Source organism: Enterovibrio paralichthyis, from assembly GCF_019209835.1.
GTDB lineage: Bacteria > Pseudomonadota > Gammaproteobacteria > Enterobacterales > Vibrionaceae > Enterovibrio > Enterovibrio paralichthyis.
Window position 1 is genome coordinate 117,784 of sequence record NZ_JAHUTS010000011.1, and the last position, 19,166, is coordinate 136,949.

At 51.8% G+C, this 19,166-nt stretch carries 13 protein-coding genes; 10 read left to right on the plus strand and 3 right to left on the minus strand.

What is annotated here, in order from left to right:
* Positions 1 to 24: 24 nt before the first annotated feature.
* The 5 genes from hisS to KU854_RS14440 all read left to right on the plus strand — a co-directional run bounded on the left by hisS (position 25) and on the right by KU854_RS14440 (position 5,511).
* Positions 25 to 1,293: a histidine--tRNA ligase gene (gene hisS / locus KU854_RS14420; protein ID WP_218359176.1), complete on the plus strand. Its 1,269-nt coding sequence runs from the start codon at positions 25 to 27 to the stop codon at positions 1,291 to 1,293.
* A gap of 13 nt (positions 1,294 to 1,306) precedes the next feature.
* Positions 1,307 to 1,912 (plus strand): YfgM family protein, encoded by a 606-nt coding sequence (locus tag KU854_RS14425; RefSeq protein ID WP_218359177.1) that lies wholly within the window; start codon positions 1,307 to 1,309, stop codon positions 1,910 to 1,912.
* A 12-nt stretch (positions 1,913 to 1,924) separates the two neighbouring features.
* Positions 1,925 to 3,082 carry an outer membrane protein assembly factor BamB gene (gene bamB, locus KU854_RS14430; protein ID WP_418885862.1) on the plus strand — a complete coding sequence of 386 codons (1,158 nt, stop codon included), beginning with the start codon at positions 1,925 to 1,927 and terminating at the stop codon, positions 3,080 to 3,082.
* A gap of 88 nt (positions 3,083 to 3,170) precedes the next feature.
* Positions 3,171 to 4,676, plus strand: coding sequence for a ribosome biogenesis GTPase Der (der, locus tag KU854_RS14435; RefSeq protein ID WP_218359179.1), 1,506 nt, complete (start codon positions 3,171 to 3,173; stop codon positions 4,674 to 4,676).
* Positions 4,677 to 5,274: 598 nt separating this feature from the next.
* The gene (locus tag KU854_RS14440) at positions 5,275 to 5,511 is read left to right on the plus strand and encodes a zinc ribbon domain-containing protein (RefSeq protein ID WP_218359180.1); all 237 of its coding nucleotides are present in this window, start codon (positions 5,275 to 5,277) and stop codon (positions 5,509 to 5,511) included.
* Between the two features lie 28 nt (positions 5,512 to 5,539).
* On the opposite strand, the gene xseA is transcribed toward KU854_RS14440, so the two are convergent.
* Positions 5,540 to 6,868, minus strand: a complete 1,329-nt coding sequence (gene xseA / locus KU854_RS14445; protein WP_418885861.1) for an exodeoxyribonuclease VII large subunit — start codon at positions 6,866 to 6,868, stop codon at positions 5,540 to 5,542.
* A gap of 167 nt (positions 6,869 to 7,035) precedes the next feature.
* Between xseA and guaB the strand changes: the two genes are divergently transcribed.
* The 5 genes from guaB (at position 7,036) to KU854_RS14470 (ending at position 16,945) form a co-directional block, all read left to right on the plus strand.
* A complete protein-coding gene (gene guaB, locus KU854_RS14450) occupies positions 7,036 to 8,502 on the plus strand; it encodes an IMP dehydrogenase (protein ID WP_218359182.1) in 1,467 nt (488 codons plus the stop codon).
* 64 nt (positions 8,503 to 8,566) lie between these two features.
* On the plus strand, positions 8,567 to 10,144 hold the full coding sequence (gene guaA / locus KU854_RS14455) for a glutamine-hydrolyzing GMP synthase (RefSeq protein WP_218359183.1): 1,578 nt from the start codon (positions 8,567 to 8,569) through the stop codon (positions 10,142 to 10,144).
* A 471-nt stretch (positions 10,145 to 10,615) separates the two neighbouring features.
* Positions 10,616 to 13,075, plus strand: coding sequence for a calcium-binding protein (locus KU854_RS14460; RefSeq protein ID WP_218359184.1), 2,460 nt, complete (start codon positions 10,616 to 10,618; stop codon positions 13,073 to 13,075).
* A 358-nt stretch (positions 13,076 to 13,433) separates the two neighbouring features.
* Positions 13,434 to 14,993, plus strand: coding sequence for an AbgT family transporter (locus tag KU854_RS14465; RefSeq protein WP_218359185.1), 1,560 nt, complete (start codon positions 13,434 to 13,436; stop codon positions 14,991 to 14,993).
* Positions 14,994 to 15,388: 395 nt separating this feature from the next.
* Positions 15,389 to 16,945 carry an AbgT family transporter gene (locus KU854_RS14470; protein WP_218359186.1) on the plus strand — a complete coding sequence of 519 codons (1,557 nt, stop codon included), beginning with the start codon at positions 15,389 to 15,391 and terminating at the stop codon, positions 16,943 to 16,945.
* A gap of 57 nt (positions 16,946 to 17,002) precedes the next feature.
* On the opposite strand, the gene fghA is transcribed toward KU854_RS14470, so the two are convergent.
* Both fghA and KU854_RS14480 read right to left on the minus strand, forming a co-directional pair.
* Positions 17,003 to 17,845, minus strand: coding sequence for an S-formylglutathione hydrolase (gene fghA, locus KU854_RS14475; protein ID WP_218359187.1), 843 nt, complete (start codon positions 17,843 to 17,845; stop codon positions 17,003 to 17,005).
* Between the two features lie 62 nt (positions 17,846 to 17,907).
* The gene (locus tag KU854_RS14480) at positions 17,908 to 19,038 is read right to left on the minus strand and encodes an S-(hydroxymethyl)glutathione dehydrogenase/class III alcohol dehydrogenase (RefSeq protein WP_218359188.1); all 1,131 of its coding nucleotides are present in this window, start codon (positions 19,036 to 19,038) and stop codon (positions 17,908 to 17,910) included.
* Between the last annotated feature and the right edge of the window lie 128 nt (positions 19,039 to 19,166).

Genomic DNA, 19,166 nt, shown 5'->3' on the forward strand with positions numbered 1-19,166 from the left:
AACAGATCGGTTACGAGAGTTAACGTGGCAAAAATTATCCAAGCAATCCGAGGCATGAACGACTGCCTCCCGACACAGTCTCCACTTTGGCAAAAAGTTGAAGGCACAGTTAAAGACGTTATCAGCGCATACGGTTACAGCGAAGTGCGCATGCCGATCGTTGAAATGACTAACCTGTTCTGCCGCGCCATCGGTGAAGTGACCGACGTGGTAGAGAAAGAAATGTATACCTTTGAGGATCGCAACGGTGACAGCCTGTCCCTGCGCCCTGAAGGTACGGCGGGTTGTGTACGCGCCGGTATTGAAAACGGTCTGCTGTACAACCAGGAACAGCGTCTGTGGTACATGGGCCCAATGTTCCGTCATGAGCGTCCTCAGAAAGGCCGCTACCGTCAGTTCCACCAGTTTGGTGTGGAAGTATTTGGCCTGAACGGCCCTGACGTTGACGCAGAGCTGATCATGATGACAGCACGCCTGTGGCGCAAGCTGGGTATCCATGAGCACGTTCGCCTGGAACTGAACTCTATCGGTTCACTGGAAGCGCGTGCCAATTACCGTGAAGCGCTGGTGGAGTTTTTGATGCAGCACGAAGACGTGCTGGATGAAGATTGCAAACGCCGCATGCACACCAACCCACTGCGTGTACTTGATACCAAAGTGCCAGAAATCCAGGCGGTGCTGACTGACGCACCTAAGCTGTCTGAGTACCTGGATGAAGAATCAAAACAACATTTTGCAGGTCTTTGTGAACTGTTGGACGCTGCGGGCATCCAATACACGGTAAACGAGAAACTGGTTCGCGGTTTGGACTACTACAACCGCACCGTATTTGAGTGGATCACTGAAAGCCTGGGCTCTCAGGGCACAGTATGTGGCGGTGGCCGCTATGACGGTCTGGTTGAGCAACTGGGTGGCAAACCGACACCAGCGGTAGGCTTTGCAATGGGCGTTGAGCGTCTGGTGCTGCTGATGGAAACCCTGGAACTGAGCCAGACCCGCGCGGTCGTGGACGTTTACATGGTGACTGCCGGTGACGGTACTTTGGTTGCAGGTATGCAACTGGCGGAAAAACTGCGTGAGCAGGTGCCGGGTCTGCGTGTGATGACACACTTCGGCGGCGGTAACTTTAAGAAGCAATTCAAACGCGCTGATAAAGTAGGTGCGAGTGTTGCACTGGTACTGGGCGAAGACGAAGTCGCGAACAACCAGGTAACGTACAAAGATCTTAAAGGCGGCGAACAGCTGACCATTTCTCAGGATGATGTAGCCGAAAAACTGGCTCAATTGGTTTAAGAGAGGATTAAACGTGGACGTCTACACCACAGAAGAACAACAAGTCGAAGCGATTAAAAAGTGGTGGCGGGACAACGGTAAAGCCGTTGTCCTCGGCGCAGTCATTGGTCTGGGCGGTCTGTATGGATGGCGTTACTACCAGGCCGAGCTGGAAACAAGCCGCGAACAGGCTTCAGCACAGTACACTCAAGTAGTGAACGCGCTGGCAGCAGGCGACGCGCAGGCGGAAGCACAAGCGGAAGCCTTCTTGAAAGATCACGAAGGCTCATATGCAACCTTGCTGGAGCTGCAACTGGCAAAATCGTACGTGGAAGCGGGCGATTTGACCAAAGCGGCAGAGCAGCTTCGCAAAGTACAATCTTCGAAAGATGCCACCCTGAAAACGCTGGCAACTGTGCGTCTTGCACGAGTTGAAGCGCAACAGGGCAACTACGATGCGGCGCTGAAAGCGCTGGATGGCGTAACTGCAGAAAGCTGGAAAGCGCAGGTTGAAGAGCTTCGTGGCGATATTCAACTCCGCAAAGGTGATATGGCAGCAGCGCGCACAGCGTATGCAGCGTCTATTGCAGCAGCTACCAACCCTGTGGTTCAAATGAAACTGGACAACCTGTCCCAGTAAGGTCTGAGTATGATGCACAAAGGATGGAAACAAATTGGTGCAGTGGCCGTGCTGGGAGCACTGCTTGCAGGCTGTGCGGGTGAGGAAGATTCCATCCAGATGGCACCTGTGCCGGTTGTAAACAGCGAGTTTACGCCGACACAGGCATGGTCTTCCCAAGTCGGTGACGGTGTTGGTCAATACTTCAGCCGGCTATCACCTACCGAAGCTTACGGCAAGGTTTTCGCGGCTGACCGTGAAGGCGTTGTAAAAGCAATCGGTTCGGAAGATGGTCAAACCGTCTGGAGTGTGGATCTCGGTGAAGAAGCACCGGCTCTGATTTCTGGTGGCTTGACGGCTTCCTACAACAAGGTGTACCTGGGCACTGAAACCGGCGATCTGATTGCGCTGGATGAAGAAACCGGTGATACCGTGTGGCGCAGCAACGTCGGCGGGGAGATCCTGTCAAAACCGCTGGCGGATGCGGGCGTGGTGATTGTTAACACCAGCCGTGGCGAGCTGGCGGCTTTCGATGCTGAAAGCGGCGAAGAGCGCTGGCGTATTTCCAGTGACGTCCCTAACCTGACGCTGCGTGGTGACAGTTCACCGGCATCAGTATCAGGCGGTGTTTTCTGGGGGATGGGTAATGGCCGTTTAGGTGCTGCGTTTATTGAAAACGGCAACATCATTTGGCAACAGCCTATTGCCAGCCCGAAAGGGGCAACAGAAATTGACCGCTTGGTGGATGTTGACGCATCACCTGTGATTGAAGGCTCATTGCTTTACGCGGTGGGGTATAATGGTCAATTGGTAGCAATTGATCTGCGTTCAGGTCGTCCTGCGTGGAAACGCACATACAGTTCAGCGACAGATTTTCTGGTAGTGGGCAGTTACCTGTTCCTTATCACAGACAAAGATCATGTGGTGGCTGTTGATGCACGTAGCGGCACTGAGTTGTGGCAGAACAACGATCTGGAATACCGTCAGTTGACGGCGCCGGTAGCCATTTCCGGCTATGTGGTGGTAGGCGACGCAGAAGGTTACCTGCATTGGATGGAACCAAACAGCGGTGAGTTTGTGGCACAGCAGAAGCTCGATAGCAGTGGCATAGCGGCGGCACCTGTTAAGGTAGAAGACGGCTATGTGGTTATCACGCGTGATGGCACAATAAGCAAAAAACAAACACTGTAATATCAGCTGTTTACCTATTATTCGGCTCCTGATCTTCACCGGTCAGGAGCCGCTGTTATTAATGAATTAGAGATTTTTAGAGGTCAGTATGATTCCTGTAGTAGCCCTTGTTGGGCGTCCTAATGTGGGGAAGTCGACACTCTTTAACCGACTGACAAGGACGCGTGACGCGCTTGTTGCAGATTTTCCGGGTTTGACCAGGGATCGTAAGTACGGCAAAGCCATGCTCGGCGAGCATGAGTTCATCGTGGTGGATACCGGCGGTATCGACGGTACCGAAGAAGGTGTTGAAACCAAGATGGCTGAGCAGTCGCTGGCAGCGATTGAAGAAGCAGACGTTGTCCTGTTCATGGTTGATGGCCGCGCTGGCCTGACCGTGGCGGATGAAGCGATTGCCAAGCACCTGCGTACCCGTGAAAAGAAAACCTTCCTGGTGGTTAACAAGGTTGATGGTATCGACGCTGATGCGGCAAGTGCCGAATTCTGGCAACTGGGTATGGAAGAGATGTACCAAATCGCAGCGGCACACGGCCGTGGCGTGCTGGCACTGATCGACCGTGCGTTGAAACCATTCGCAGAAGAGTTGGCTGAGCAGGAAGAGGCGGAAGCTGAAGCGCTGGGTCTGGTTGACCTGACTGGTGAAGAAGACACTGATCAGGAAGACAAAGAGTTGACCGAAGAAGATGCAGAGTCTGCATTGGAGCGTCTGCGTAACCTGCCTATCAAATTCAGCATCATCGGTCGCCCGAACGTAGGTAAATCCACCCTGACTAACCGTATTCTGGGTGAAGACCGCGTGGTGGTATATGACATGCCTGGCACTACCCGCGACTCCATCTATATTCCGATGGAGCGTGACGGCCGTGAGTACGTGATCATCGACACCGCCGGTGTGCGTCGTCGTAAGCGCGTGAGCGAAAAGGTTGAGAAGTTCTCGGTTATCCAGACCCTGAAGGCGATTGAAGACGCTAACGTGGTACTGCTGGTTATTGATGCCCGTGAGAACATTTCTGATCAGGATTTGAGCCTGTTGGGCTTTGCCCTGAACGCCGGTCGTTCTATCGTGATTGCAGTGAACAAGTGGGATGGTCTGGACACTGATGTGAAAGACCGCGTGAAGTCTGAGCTGGACCGTCGTCTGGGCTTTGTTGACTTCGCCCGTATCCACTTCATTTCAGCGCTGCACGGTACCGGTGTTGGTCACCTGTTTGAATCGATTCAGGAAGCTTACGAGTCTGCGACCAAGCGTATCAGTACTTCTATGCTGACCCGTATCATGAATATGGCGCAGGACGATCACCAGCCACCGATGATCCGTGGCCGTCGTGTGAAACTGAAATATGCACACGCAGGTGGTTACAACCCGCCGATTTTCGTGATCCACGGAAACATGGTGCGTGAGCTGCCAGATTCGTACAAACGTTACCTGATGAACTACTACCGTAAGTCTCTGGAAATTATGGGTACCCCAATCCGTATCCAGTTCCAGAACAGCGAGAACCCGTTTGAAGGTAAGAAAGAAAAATTGACTATTTCCCAGTCACGTCAACGTAAGCGTTTGATGGATATGGTGAAAAACCGCGGTAAGAAGTAATTTTCATGCTGCACTAAGAAAGCCGGCCTTCTGGGGCCGGCTTTTTTATGTCGATAGAATGACGGCAAAATGACAGCCTGTGTAATTTAGCCAGTCTTTTATGTTTCCGGATTACCGTCAGAGAAAAGCCTGGAAATAGTGTGTTTTACGGGATGACGTTGGCTGATCTGCTTAGATTTCTGTGTCGATCAGAGTGCTTATTTCATGATTAGTTTGATCTTTGTCACGTAAATAGAGCGCTTGGCGTCGGAAATATCGTTCTGAGTGGCAAAGCGCAATTATTACTCGCTCATTACTGCACCTTGTATTTATTAAATGCTGTGTGTGGCTATATTTATTGAAATTAACGATATTTAATATCGTTGAGAATCCATATGCAGAACATGTAACTTATGCTTTCGGGGGTTGTATTGATAAATATTTTTTTAAGGGGTGATCGCTGATCGGATCCCATTATTGCTGTGATCGGACGATCTTGATCGGATCCAGCGGCAGGCTGTTCATTTTCCACTCGGGCTAAGGGTAGAATAGCGCAGCGAAGATCGTCGCGCCTTTTTGTGTGAAAAGTTTGCGACTTGAGAAGAGAAGGAAAAGCTTGATGGAAAACTACTGCCCAGAGTGCGGTAAAGAATTGGTGTGGAACAACGGACACTATTTTTGTGAATCGTGTGAAAAAGCCTATGTTAAACAGGCATTTTGCAACGTCTGTGGTGCGGAACTGGAAAAGCTACGCGCCTGTGGTGCCGTGAACTACTTCTGTAACAGCTGCAATGAATTGAAATCGAAGTCCAGCGCCAGCTATGTGTTTGAGGAACAAAAAACGGTGTCTGAGTGACACCGTTTTCGTTGGTTTGGATGATCGATCAGATCACCTGTGACTGGATCTCACCGTCAGCAAGAGTGGTGGTGATCCGATCGCCTTTCTTAACAGAGGATGCAGAACGGATCACATCCCCTCTGTCATCTCTTGAAATGGAATAGCCGCGCGCCAGTGTCGCCAGCGGGCTGACGGCATCCAGAGTTTCCATTTTCAGCGCCAGAGCGTGTTGCTGTTGGCGCAACTGGCGCCGCATCGCCTCTATCAATCGCTGTTCACTGTAACCCAGCTGGGTTTTTAAACCGGGCAACTGGCTGGCAGGAGAGTAACGGTCAAGCTTTACCGCCAACCGGTCCAAGCGCTGGGCTTCAGTCTGCAGTTTCTGCTGCATGGCCCGGGATAAACGTCTGTCCAATTCATCCAGTTGCTGTGCCTGTTGCTGAAGCCTTGCTTTAGGATGTTGCATCGCCAGACGGTGCTGGAGGCGGGTAAGCCTTTCCTGCTGGCGGCCAAGTAAGCGGCTGAATACATGTGCCAGGCGATCGGCGCGCTGCAGGAACTGCTGGGCGCGTACCGAGGTATCCCGGCTGACCAGTTCGGCTGCTGCCGACGGCGTTGGCGCGCGGACATCAGCGACAAAATCGGCAATCGTTACATCCACTTCATGTCCCACTGCACTAACAATGGGAATCGAGCTCGCCGCAATAGTGCGGGCGACAATCTCTTCGTTAAAGCACCACAAATCTTCTAACGAACCACCGCCACGGCCAACGATCAGCACGTCACATTCGTTGCGGCTGTTAGCGCGTCCGATCGCCTGAGCAATCTGTATCGCTGCATCTTTGCCCTGAACCTGGGTGGGATAAATCACCACTGGCAGGCTGGGGTCACGGCGTTTCAGCACATGCAGAATATCATGCAGTGCAGCGCCGGTTTTTGAGGTAATAATCCCGACACGTTTCGGCTGCTCAGGCAGTGCTTTTTTCTGGCTGGCGGCGAAAAGCCCCTCTGCGGCCAGTTGCATTTTCAGTTGTTCAAACTGCTGTTGCAGACGGCCATCACCTTCAGGTTGCATGCTTTCCACGATGATTTGGTAGTCACCGCGAGGTTCATAAAGGGAGAGACGCGCACGCACTAATACCTGGTTTCCGTTTGCCGGTTTAAACGTCACCCGCCGATTATTGCCTTTAAACATGGCGCACTTTACCTGCGCCTGACTGTCTTTGAGAGTGAAGTACCAGTGACCGGATACCGGCACCATCAGGTTGGAAATTTCCCCGACCAACCAGACGATACCCATTTCATTTTCCAACAGCAGGCGCACCTCAGCATTGAGGCGGGAGACGGTGTAGATGTTGTCGTTGCGCAAGTTCATGTCCAAGGATTGCCTATAATTTCAATGAGTTGAACGTATGGTAAAGAGTGAAAAAAATGATGCCAAACGTTTTCGTAAAAATCTGTAGCCAAACGTTTGCGTCGTCAGTATAATGCGGCGGCAATATTTTGAACCCCCCGTATTTTATTTTGGCGTGAGATATTGCAATGTTACGAATAGCTAAAGAAGCCCTCACTTTCGATGATGTTTTGCTGGTTCCAGCACACTCAACCGTACTCCCTAACACTGCCGACTTGCGCACGCAATTGACAAAGAAAATCTCCCTGAACATCCCGCTGATCTCAGCTGCGATGGATACAGTGACTGAAGCCCGTCTGGCGATCGCACTGGCTCAGGAAGGTGGCATCGGTTTTATCCACAAAAACATGTCAATTGAACAGCAGGCTGAACAAGTTCGCCTGGTGAAAATCTTCGAAGCCGGTGTGGTTTCAAACCCTATCACGGTTACCCCGGATCAAACCATCGCAGATGTAAAAGCACTGACCGAAAAACACGGTTTTGCAGGCTTCCCGGTTGTCACTCGCAGCAACGAGCTGGTGGGTATCATTACTGGCCGTGACGTTCGCTTCGTGACAGACCTGAACTTGAAGGTTGAGGAAGTGATGACACCTAAAGATCGTCTGGCGACGGTTAAAGAAGGTGCAAGCCGCGAAGAAGTGCAAAAGCTGATGCAACAATTCCGCGTAGAGAAAGTGCTGGTCGTGAACGACAACCACCACATCTCAGGCATGATCACTGCAAAAGATTTCCAGAAAGCCGAGCGCAAACCAAACGCATGTAAAGACGAGCAAGGCCGTCTGCGTGTAGGTGCAGCGGTTGGTGCAGGTGCAGGTAACGAAGAGCGTATCGCGGCTCTGGTTGAAGCAGGCGTTGACGTACTGCTGATTGACTCATCACACGGCCACTCTGAAGGTGTACTGCAGCGTATCCGTGAAACACGTGCTGCTTTCCCTGATCTGCAAATCATCGGCGGTAACGTCGCGACAGGTGCTGGCGCGAAAGCCCTGATTGAAGCGGGTGTGGACGCCGTAAAAGTAGGTATCGGCCCTGGTTCAATCTGTACTACCCGTATCGTTACCGGTGTTGGTGTTCCACAAATCACTGCGATTTCTGACGCGGTTGAAGTGGCTGAGCAATATGGCATTCCATGTATCGCAGACGGCGGTATCCGCTTCTCTGGCGACATGTGTAAAGCGATCGTTGCCGGTGCATCCTGTGTGATGGTGGGCTCAATGTTGGCAGGTACTGAAGAATCTCCAGGTGAAGTGGAACTGTACCAAGGCCGCGCATACAAATCTTACCGTGGAATGGGCTCGCTGGGCGCGATGTCTAAAGGTTCTTCTGATCGTTACTTCCAGACTGACAACGCAGCAGACAAGCTGGTACCGGAAGGTATCGAAGGCCGCGTAGCGTACAAAGGCCGTCTGAAAGAGATCATTCACCAGCAAATGGGTGGTCTGCGCTCGTGCATGGGCCTGACTGGCTCAGCAACGATTGAAACCCTGCGTACCAAGGCAGAGTTTGTGCGCATCACGGGTGCGGGTATGACCGAGTCACACGCACATGACGTGACTATCACCAAAGAAGCGCCTAACTACCGTACTGGCCAATAATTTTACGATTTAATCAAAAGGGGCTCCGGCCCCTTGTCTCCATGACTTTTTGAGAAAAGCTGAAATGACGCAAAACATTCATGACCAACGTATTCTGATCCTCGACTTTGGCTCTCAGTACACCCAGCTTATCGCACGCCGCATCCGTGAAATCGGTGTTTACTGTGAGCTGTGGGGCTGGGATGTAGAAGAGCAGGACATCCGTGACTTCAACCCGGACGGTATCATTCTGTCTGGTGGTCCAGAGAGCGTGACTGAAGAAGGTTCACCACGTGCTCCGGAATACGTGTTCAACGCGGGCGTACCAGTGCTGGGCGTTTGCTACGGCATGCAAACCATGTCTGAGCAGCTGGGCGGTAAAGTTGCTGGCTCTGACGAGCGTGAATTCGGCTACGCGAAAGTGACCATCGACAATGCGGGCAGCCTGTTTGAAGGTATCGAAGATTCCATCAATGAAGACGGCAAAGGCGTACTGGATGTTTGGATGAGCCACGGTGATAAAGTGGTGGAAATCCCAGCTGACTTCGTAAAAGTGGCGTCAACTGACACCTGTCCGTTTGCGGCAATGGCGAACGAAGAAAAACGCTTCTACGGCGTACAGTTCCACCCAGAAGTGACTCATACCCGCCAAGGTCACCGTATGCTGGAACGCTTTGTGATGGATATCTGTGGTTGTGAGCGTCTGTGGACGCCAGCGTCAATCATCGAAGATGCCGTTGCACGTATCAAAGAACAAGTGGGTGACGATGAAGTAATCCTTGGCCTGTCTGGCGGTGTGGATTCATCGGTAGTGGCTATGCTTATCCACCGTGCGATCGGCGACAAGCTGACCTGTGTATTCGTGGATAACGGTCTGCTGCGCTTGAACGAAGCAGAGCAGGTACTGGAAATGTTCGGTGACCACTTCGGTCTGAACATTGTTCACGTTGATGCTGAAGAGCGCTTCCTGACTGCGCTGGAAGGCATTGCGGATCCAGAAGCCAAGCGTAAGAAAATCGGCCATGTGTTTGTTGACGTCTTCGATGAAGAGTCGAAGAAACTGAAGAACGCGAAATGGCTGGCACAGGGCACAATCTACCCTGACGTTATCGAGTCTGCTGCGTCTAAGACCGGTAAAGCACACGTTATCAAATCTCACCACAACGTAGGTGGTCTGCCAGAAGAAATGGCAATGGGTCTGGTTGAGCCGCTGAAAGAGCTGTTCAAAGACGAAGTGCGTAAGATTGGTCTGGAGCTGGGTCTGCCGTACAACATGCTGTACCGTCACCCGTTCCCGGGTCCAGGTTTGGGCGTGCGTGTATTGGGCGAAGTGAAGAAAGAGTACTGTGACCTGCTGCGTCGTGCGGATGCGATCTTCATTGAAGAGCTGCACAAAGCTGACCTGTACAACAAAGTGTCTCAGGCATTCACCGTGTTCCTGCCAGTGCGCTCTGTAGGCGTAATGGGCGATGGCCGTAAATACGACTGGGTTGTTTCACTGCGCGCAGTAGAAACCATCGACTTTATGACCGCGCACTGGGCACACCTGCCATACGACTTCCTGGGTCGCGTATCAAACCGCATCATCAACGAAGTGAACGGCATCAGCCGCGTGGTTTACGATATTTCCGGTAAGCCGCCTGCAACCATTGAGTGGGAATAATGCATTAATTACTAATCAGTAAAGTATGCGGTAAATCCTCAATGCCAATGAGCCCTGATTATTCTGTCAGGGCTTTTTTTATCCCGGTGACCATCATTACCACAACCGCATCTTCCGTAATCCAGATGCGCCTCTTCAGTTCAAATGCAGATCCTTTGTCCAAAAATTTCAGCGAATTGATGCCTCCCCGGAGTAATAGCCGTTAAGGAAATGGCAAACATGGCAGCCTCATTTTCCAGGCAGTATTACCCCATCCTTTATAAGGTAATGCTTTTTTAATCACGGCTAATTTAACCCGTGCTGCATACTTTTTCATGCCAGTTGCGCACATTGCAGATTTGAACTGCTTTGCCATATTCGGAGTTGGATGCTCCAAAAATTTAGGCTCACCTGTGGGGCTTACGAATGTCACCCAACAAAGGTCGTAGCCTGATATGTCCAGTCTTCTAGATGCATAAAGGTAATATTGTTATGGCTACAATCAACGGCACAATCAATGACGACACGCTGGTGGGCACAATCGATGCTGACGTTATCTATGGCTCAACAGGTGATGACTACATTCGCGGCGAAGGCGGTGATGATTACATCGATGGCGGTGAGGGCAATGACACCCTGCTAGGCAGCGACGGGAACGACAAAATACTGGGAGGACTGGGAGATGACAGCATTGTCGGCGGCGGGGGAAATGACACCCTTTACGGCAATGAAGGTAACGACAATATCGACGGCGGTGACGGCGCAGACCTGATCTATGGCGGTGTAGGCAACGACACCATTTATGGCGGTATCGGAAATGACCGGCTCTACGGTGGTGAGGGCATTGATAAGATCCGCGGCGGTCTCGGCGACGACTACCTCAACGGTGGCGCTGATGATGATGTGCTTTTCGGCGAAGCGGGGAATGACAAGCTTGTCGGCGGTGCTGGCAATGACGTGCTTTGGGGCGGTGACGGCAATGACACCCAGTATGGCGGTACCGGTGATGATTACCTTTGGGGGGAAAACGGTGTCGACTGGCAATATGGCGGTGATGGAAACGATGTCCTCCTGAGCGGTGACGGTGATGATTTCATGTATGGCGGCAAAGGCAACGATATGTTGTTTGGTCAGGCTGGCAGCGATTACATGGATGGTGGTGAGGGTGATGACAAGCTGGAAGGTTACTTTGGTGATGATTGCCTGATTGGGGGAGATGGCAATGACGATCTCTGGGCAGGTGAAGACGATGACAAGCTGGATGGCGGTGACGGTGATGATGTGCTTTCCGGCGGCTGTGACAATGACCAGATCGACGGTGGTAACGGCAACGACCTGGTATATGGTGATGCCATCAACCTTGTTGTGAATGGTGATTTTGAAGAGTGGGGGGATGACGCCGGTAACAAATGGACCCTGCTTTACGACAACCAAATTTCTGGCTGGTACAGCGAAGGCAATACCCGGATCGAAGTGCAGCAAGGCCAGTTTGGCGGCACGCCTGCAAATCCCTATACCAATACGGTGATCGAGCTCGACAGCACTGTCAACGTGTCCGTGCGTCAGGACATTGACGTGTCCAGCCTGACGGCCAGTGCCGATCAGGAGATGAGTTTCTCCTTTGATTACGCCAACCGTTTCCGGGGCTCAGACAACACCACCAGTCCATTTGATGTTGATGTGTTTGACCAGGACGGAAACCTGCTTTTCAGCCAGTCTTTCGACAATGATTCCACCCTGAAAACCTACAACCACTTTGATGCCACATTTGTTATTCCGCAGGGAGTTACGGGCATTACGCTCAGTTTCACAGGAACAGGGGCATCAGACTGCATTGGCGCGTTGATAGACAACGTTGAACTGGTCGCGGAAGAGTGCGCCGGTGATGATGTTATCGATGGTGGAAATGGCCAGGATGTAATTTTTGGTAATGGCGGCAATGACAGTATTGATGGCGGCTGTGACGACGATATTATCGATGGCGGAACGGGTAACGACGTTATCTACGGCGACGATGCCGGTGAAGCTCCATGTCTGAACGATCTGGACACGAACATCGTTATCAACGGCGATTTTGAAGAGTGGGGTGACAACGCCGGTAACAAATGGACTCTGCTATACGACAACCAGATCTCCGGATGGTACAGCGCAGACGAAACCCGTATTGAAGTTCAGCAAGGGCAGTTTGGCGGTACACCGGATAACCCCTACACCAACACAGTGATTGAGCTCGACAGCACGATTAACACGTCTGTCCGTCAGGATATCAATGTCTCCTCGCTGACACAGGACGGGGACAATGAGATGGCATTCTCCTTTGATTTTGCCAACCGTTTCCGGGGCTCAGACAACACGACCAGCCCATTTACGGTGGAGGTCTTTGACCAAGATGGCAATGTGCTGTTCAGCCAGTCGTTTACCAATGATGGACTTGAGCGTGTTTACCATGAATTTGAAACCAGCATCATCGTGCCGCAAGGAACAGAGAGCATCACACTGGCCTTTACCGGCACTGGGAACTCTGACTGTATTGGTGCGTTGATTGACAATGTCTCTCTGATCCCTGATGACTGTCACGGTGATGACGACATTAATGGTGGCCTCGGCGACGATACCCTCTTCGGTAACGGCGGCAACGATATCCTCTCCGGTGGGGCGGGTAACGATACCCTTTGGGGCGGTCGTGGTGATGATGTGCTTATCGGTGGTGAGGGGAACGATGTGTTTGTGTTCTGCGAGGCAACCGGTGACGACACTGTCCGTGATTTTGTCAAAGGCGAAGACACGTTGAAAATTGATGCTTCTATTGCCCTGCATTTCAGCGACGTGAACGCCGAGCAGGTGGGTGGGTCCACTGTTCTCAGTTTTGCCAATGACGATACCCAGATCACCCTGCTGCAGTTTGATGCCACGACCGTTTCGGCAGATATGTTCGACTTTACTGTCCTCTAGTTTCCTCTGAGGCTTCCCGTGTAAACACACAATCCTTCGCACCCGCGAAGGATTGTGTTCTTCTCTCACTACCGCTACGCGCTGCTTTTTAAACCTGCCCGATACTTATTTTCTGAGCAAAAGTAACGGCATTATTGTGTTTGTTGTCACCTTGGTGCTTCTTTGTTTTATTCATGTTTGTTTGTTGTGTTGATATTGAATTAATATGCTGAATGTGTGTATTTAATCGAAATTTGGCGCTATTAATTTCGGTTGATATGTGTATTTTATGCTGTTGAATAATTATGACGTCATTGTGAATCCACCTGATGGATTAAGCGACTGATGCAAACACACACTAACAACCATGGAGCTTTAAATGAGTAACCATGCTATGAGCAACTCTCCAGAAGCGCCGAATGGCGGTATGGAAAAATTCCTTAACTGGATTGAACGGGCAGGTAACAAAATTCCTGATCCTGCACTCCTGTTCTTCTATGGCCTCCTGATTGTCTGGGGTCTGTCCGCCGTACTTTCTCAGGTCGATTTTGGCCTGATCCATCCTATTTCTGGACAGGCTGTAGAAATCAATAACCTTCTGACCGGTACTGCACTGGCGAACTTCCTGGCGAATATGGTGACGACGTTCACCAGCTTTGCGCCAATGGGGATCGTACTGGTAGCAATGCTGGGTGTGGGCGTGGCGGATGCGTCAGGCTTTATCACTACCGGTCTTAAGAAGATGCTGAACGTGACACCGAAGAAGCTGCTGACGCCAGCGCTGATCCTGGTGGCTATCGTTTCGCACACGGCTGCGGATGCGGGCTACGTTCTGGTTATTCCACTGGGCGGTATCATCTTCCATGCAGCGGGTCGTCACCCACTGGTGGGTATTGCAGCAGCATTTGCGGGTGTATCAGGCGGTTTCTCTGCTAACTTCATCCCGGCAGGTATTGACCCACTGCTGGCGGGCTTTACCCAGTCTGCGGCACAGGTTCTGGATAAAGACTACGTGGTTAACCCACTGGCGAACCTGTACTTCACCGGTCTGTCATCATTCCTGATCGTAGGTATCGGCTGGTATGTGACTGAGAAAATCATCGAGCCGCGCCTGAGCAAAATGCCTATCGATGACGATGCGGAAAAAGCACCGGATCTGGGCAGCTTCACGGCAATTGAAAGTAAAGCATTCAACCGTGCAGGTCTGGCAATGCTGGCGGGTATCGCGCTGCTTATCGTTGCGCTTATCCCAGAAAACTCAGCACTGCGTTCTCCAGACGGTGAGCTGACTGCGTTCTCTGCGCCGCTGATGAAATCTATCGTTCCACTGATCTTCATCCTGTTTGTTATCCCTGGTGTGGTTTACGGCCGCGTTGCGGGTACGTTCAAAACCCAGGGCGAAATCATCAAGGCGATGAGCACCACCATGTCGACCATGGGTTCATACCTGGTGATGTCTTTCTTCTGTGCTCAGTTCCTGGCCGCGTTCAGTCAGTCGAACATCGGTACTCTGCTGGCACTGGAAGGTGCAGCGTTCCTGAAAGCACTGGATATGCCAGGTCAGCTGACCATCGTAGGTATGATCCTGCTGACTGCGTTCGTTAACCTGCTGATTGGTTCTGCGTCTGCGAAATGGGCACTGATTGGTCCAATCCTGGTACCAATGCTGATGGCACTGGGTATTTCTCCTGAGCTGTCTCAGGCGGCATACCGCGTAGGTGACTCAGTGTCTAACATCATCTCTCCACTGATGGTGTTCTTCCCACTGGTTGTTGTTTACTGCCAACGCTACGTGAAGAGCTCTGGTATCGGCACGCTGGCGTCTATGATGATGCCGTACTCTATTGCGATGCTGATTGGCTGGTCTCTGTTCCTGCTGGCGTACTGGGCACTGGGCATTCCTCTGGGTATCCAGGCACCATACACTTACCAGATGTAATTCGCTGGATTACATCAAAAGCCCTGCCATTGAGCAGGGCTTTTTTCTGCCTGATGAAAAGTGCGGACGGCATCCGTGCTACATTTTGTTAACTAGCGCAAAACAAAAATCCATACATTAAAGGTTTTGTGAAATTTTGTATAAGAGTTGTATCTGCTGGCTATTGAGCTTTATCTCACACTATCTGCTGATGCGGGTGTAAATGACACGCATAAATTATTTTCCAATGAAAAATAACAGATATTAATTTCATAAAATCTCATTTTTCGGAATTTTACTCCAAAAGAGTCATCTGCTAAGTTCGTGGGGCAAATATAACGGATAAGCCTGCGGTTGCTGTGTGTGAAAGTACATAGTGATGTGTCGGCATGAACTCATCGATAAGGTGGTACGAAATGAGTCAAGTTTTACAAGGAGCGCCTCAACAGAAAGGCGCAATTGCGTTCATCGAGCGCGTAGGTAAAAAAATCCCCGATCCTGTGATCATTTTTATGTTCCTTTTTGTGGCTGCGCTGGCCCTGACAGGATTGATTGGTGGAATGGAATTTCAGACGACAGGTGCCGATGGTAACCCTGTCAGTCACACCGTTAAGAGCATGCTGGCGACAGAAAACGTCCGCTGGATGTTCGACAACGCGATTCTGGAAAACTGGCTGAAGTTCGGCCACGGCGTACTGGGCGTTATCCTGGTGGTGATGCTGGGTGTGGGTATCGCAGAAAACTCAGGCCTGCTGGGTGCGGTGATCAAGCGTGTTGGCCTTCGCCTGAACGAAAAGTGGCTGCCAATGCTGCTGGTGTTCCTGGGTATCATGAGCTCCATCGCGACAGACGCCGGCTACCTGGTGCTGATCCCGCTGGCAGGTATGCTGTACGCAGGCGTAGGTAAAAACCCGCTGATCGGTATGGCGGCAGCGTTTGCCGGTGTATCGGCAGGTTTCAGTGCCAACCTGATCCCGGCGACACCTATCGACGTTATCGTGGGTCTGAATGCGCGTGTATTCGCAGAAGCGCAGGGCGTGCCTTTCACCACCGCAGACGGTGTCGAGTTGAACCCGGCGACCATGCACTACTTTTTCATCTTTGTGTCGACGTTTATGCTGGCCATCCTGGGTGCATGGGTAACCAAACGCTTTGTTGCACCGCGTCTGGAGAAGATGGAATACACCTTGCCTGAAGATCTGCAGCAGTCAGATTTTGAAGTCAGCAAAGACGAGCAAAAAGGTCTGCGTGCGGCAGGTCTGGGTCTGGTGGCTTCTCTGGTTGCCATCGTAGCATTGGCAATGGGCCCTCTGGCACCGTACACCAATGAAGCGGGCCGCACTGTGACGCCATACATGAACAACGTGATCCTGCTGATTGCGATGGTGTTTGCGGTAACCGGTATCTGCTTTGGTTACAGCACGGGTAAGTTTAAGTCGCTGCAGGACGTGGTTAACGCCATGGTCAAGCAGATGAACACCTTCGGTTATGTGCTGGTGTTGACCTTCTTCAGCCACAACTTCCTGGCGGTACTGAGCTATTCAGGTCTGGGCGTTTACATCACCTACTTGGGCGCAACTTCTCTGTCTGCGCTGGGTCTGGAAAACTTCCCGGTTCTGCTGATCATCGGCTTTATCATCACCACGGCGATCATCAACCTGTTTGTGGGCGGTCTGACCTCGAAGTGGATGCTGCTGGGCCCAATCTTCATCCCTATGCTGTACCAGGTGAACCCGAACATGACACCGGATGTGGTTTCAGCCGCGTTCCGTGTCGCTGATTCATCAACCAACATCATCACACCGATGATGACCTATGCGGGCGTTATCCTGGCGTTCATGCGTAAGTACAAGTCAGACCTGACCTTCGGTGATGTGATTGCGATGATGGTGCCATACTCGGCGGCTTTCCTGACGGTATGGACAACCCTGCTGATTGTCTTCTTCAGCTTTAACATTCCACTGGGTTTCTAACCGAGTGTGAAAAAAGAAAGCCCGGCTCAGGCCGGGTTTTTTGCGTTTCGCGTCAGGCTATTTCAAATGCTCGGCATGGAAGCGAAGGTGATCTTCAATAAAGCTCGAGATGAAATAGTAACTGTGGTCATAGCCTTCCTGCATACGAAGCTCCAGCGGATAGCCAGCTTCTTCGGCTGCCTGCAGGAGGTTGCCGGGTTTGAGCTGTTCGTGCAAAAACTGGTCACCGTCACCTTGGTCAATCAGCATCGGCAGGTGTTTGTGCGCCTTTTTGATTAACGCGCAGCTGTCGTATTCCAGCCAGGTGGATTTGTCCTCACCCAGATAGTTGCTGAACGCTTTCTCACCCCAGGGCACCGCGGCAGGGTTCACAATCGGGCTAAAAGCCGACACAGAGCGGTAGTCGTCACTGTTTTTCAGTGCAATGCTCAGTGCGCCATGGCCGCCCATGCTGTGACCGGAAATCGCCTTCACGTCGCTGACGGGAAAATGTGCCTCAACCACGGCAGGCAGCTCTTTTACCACGTAGTCATACATCTGGTAGTAGCGGTTCCACGGGGCTTCGGTGGCGTTAAGGTAAAACCCTGCGCCCAGACCAAAGTCATACGCGCCGTCAGGGTCGTCTGGAATACTGTCGCCGCGTGGACTGGTGTCCGGCGCGACAATTGCAATCCCCAGCTCTGCCGCAACACGGTGCGCCCCGGCTTTTTGCATAAAGTTTTCATCGGTGCAGGTCAGGCCTGACAACCAGTAGAGCACGGGAACACGGTTTGATTCAGATGCCTGTGGTGGCAGGAAAATCGCAAAGCGCATGTTGCAGTGAACCGTGCGCGATGTGTGGGTGTATTGCTTATGCCAACCGCCAAAACTGCGGTTACTGCTGATGTTCTCTAGACTCATGTCTGGCTCCATAGCGGGCGGCGGAAAAGCCGCCCGCGGTGGGGTTGTTTGAGGTCGTAGGGCTATTTGTCGTAATGGATCACTGAGCGGATACTCTTCCCTTCGTGCATCAGGTCAAAGGCCTCATTGATCCCATCCAGCCCCATGGTATGGGTAATGAAATCGTCCAGTTTGAACTCGCCCGCCAGATAGCGCTCCACAATCTGTGGCAACTCAGAGCGTCCTTTTACGCCACCGAAGGCGGTACCGCGCCATACACGGCCGGTAACCAGCTGAAACGGACGGGTAGAGATTTCCTGACCGGCACCGGCCACACCGATGATGACAGATTCGCCCCAGCCTTTGTGGCAGCACTCCAGCGCTGAGCGCATCACGTTCACGTTACCGATACACTCAAACGAGAAATCCACGCCGCCGTCGGTCAGTTCAACAATCACTTCCTGGATCGGTTTGTCGTACTTGCTTGGGTTAATGCAGTCGGTCGCACCGAGCTTTTTCGCCAGCTCAAACTTGCTCTCGTTGATGTCGATACCAAGAATGCGGCTGGCACCTGCCATGGCTGCACCAATGATGGCGGAAAGACCGATACCCCCCAACCCGAATACGGCAACGGTATCGCCTTTCTGCACCTTGGCGGTGTTCAGCACTGCCCCCATCCCGGTCGTGACACCACAACCGAGCAGGCACACTTCTTCAAGTGGCGCTTCCTTGTTCACTTTTGCCAGTGAGATTTCTGGCAAGACGGTGTACTCCGAAAACGTGGAGGTACCCATATAGTGGTAAATCGGCTTGCCGTCTTTGAAGAAGCGGGTAGTACCGTCCGGCATCAGGCCTTTGCCCTGAGTTTCACGGATTTTCTGGCACAGGTTGGTTTTGCCAGACAGACAGAACTTACACTCGCCACATTCCGGGGTGTAGAGTGGGATCACATGGTCGCCGACTTCTACACTGGTGACACCTTCGCCTACCATCTCAACGATCCCGCCGCCTTCATGGCCGAGGATCGCCGGGAAAATGCCTTCAGGATCATCACCGGATAAAGTAAAAGCATCCGTGTGACATACCCCGGTGGCGACAATACGCACCAGTACTTCACCGGCTTTCGGCAGCATGACATCCACTTCTTCGATACTCAGTGGTTTCCCTGCTTCCCAGGCAACAGCGGCACGCGATTTGATAAATTGATCAGCCATTGGCATTGTCCTCTCTAACGGTTGGTCAGTCCCTTAACGACTAACCCTAGGTGATTTACCGTACGGTAATAGGTTCACTTTTGTGACAAGTCTTGATTACAACCTAGTCTATTTGTTTCCCTTGTGGT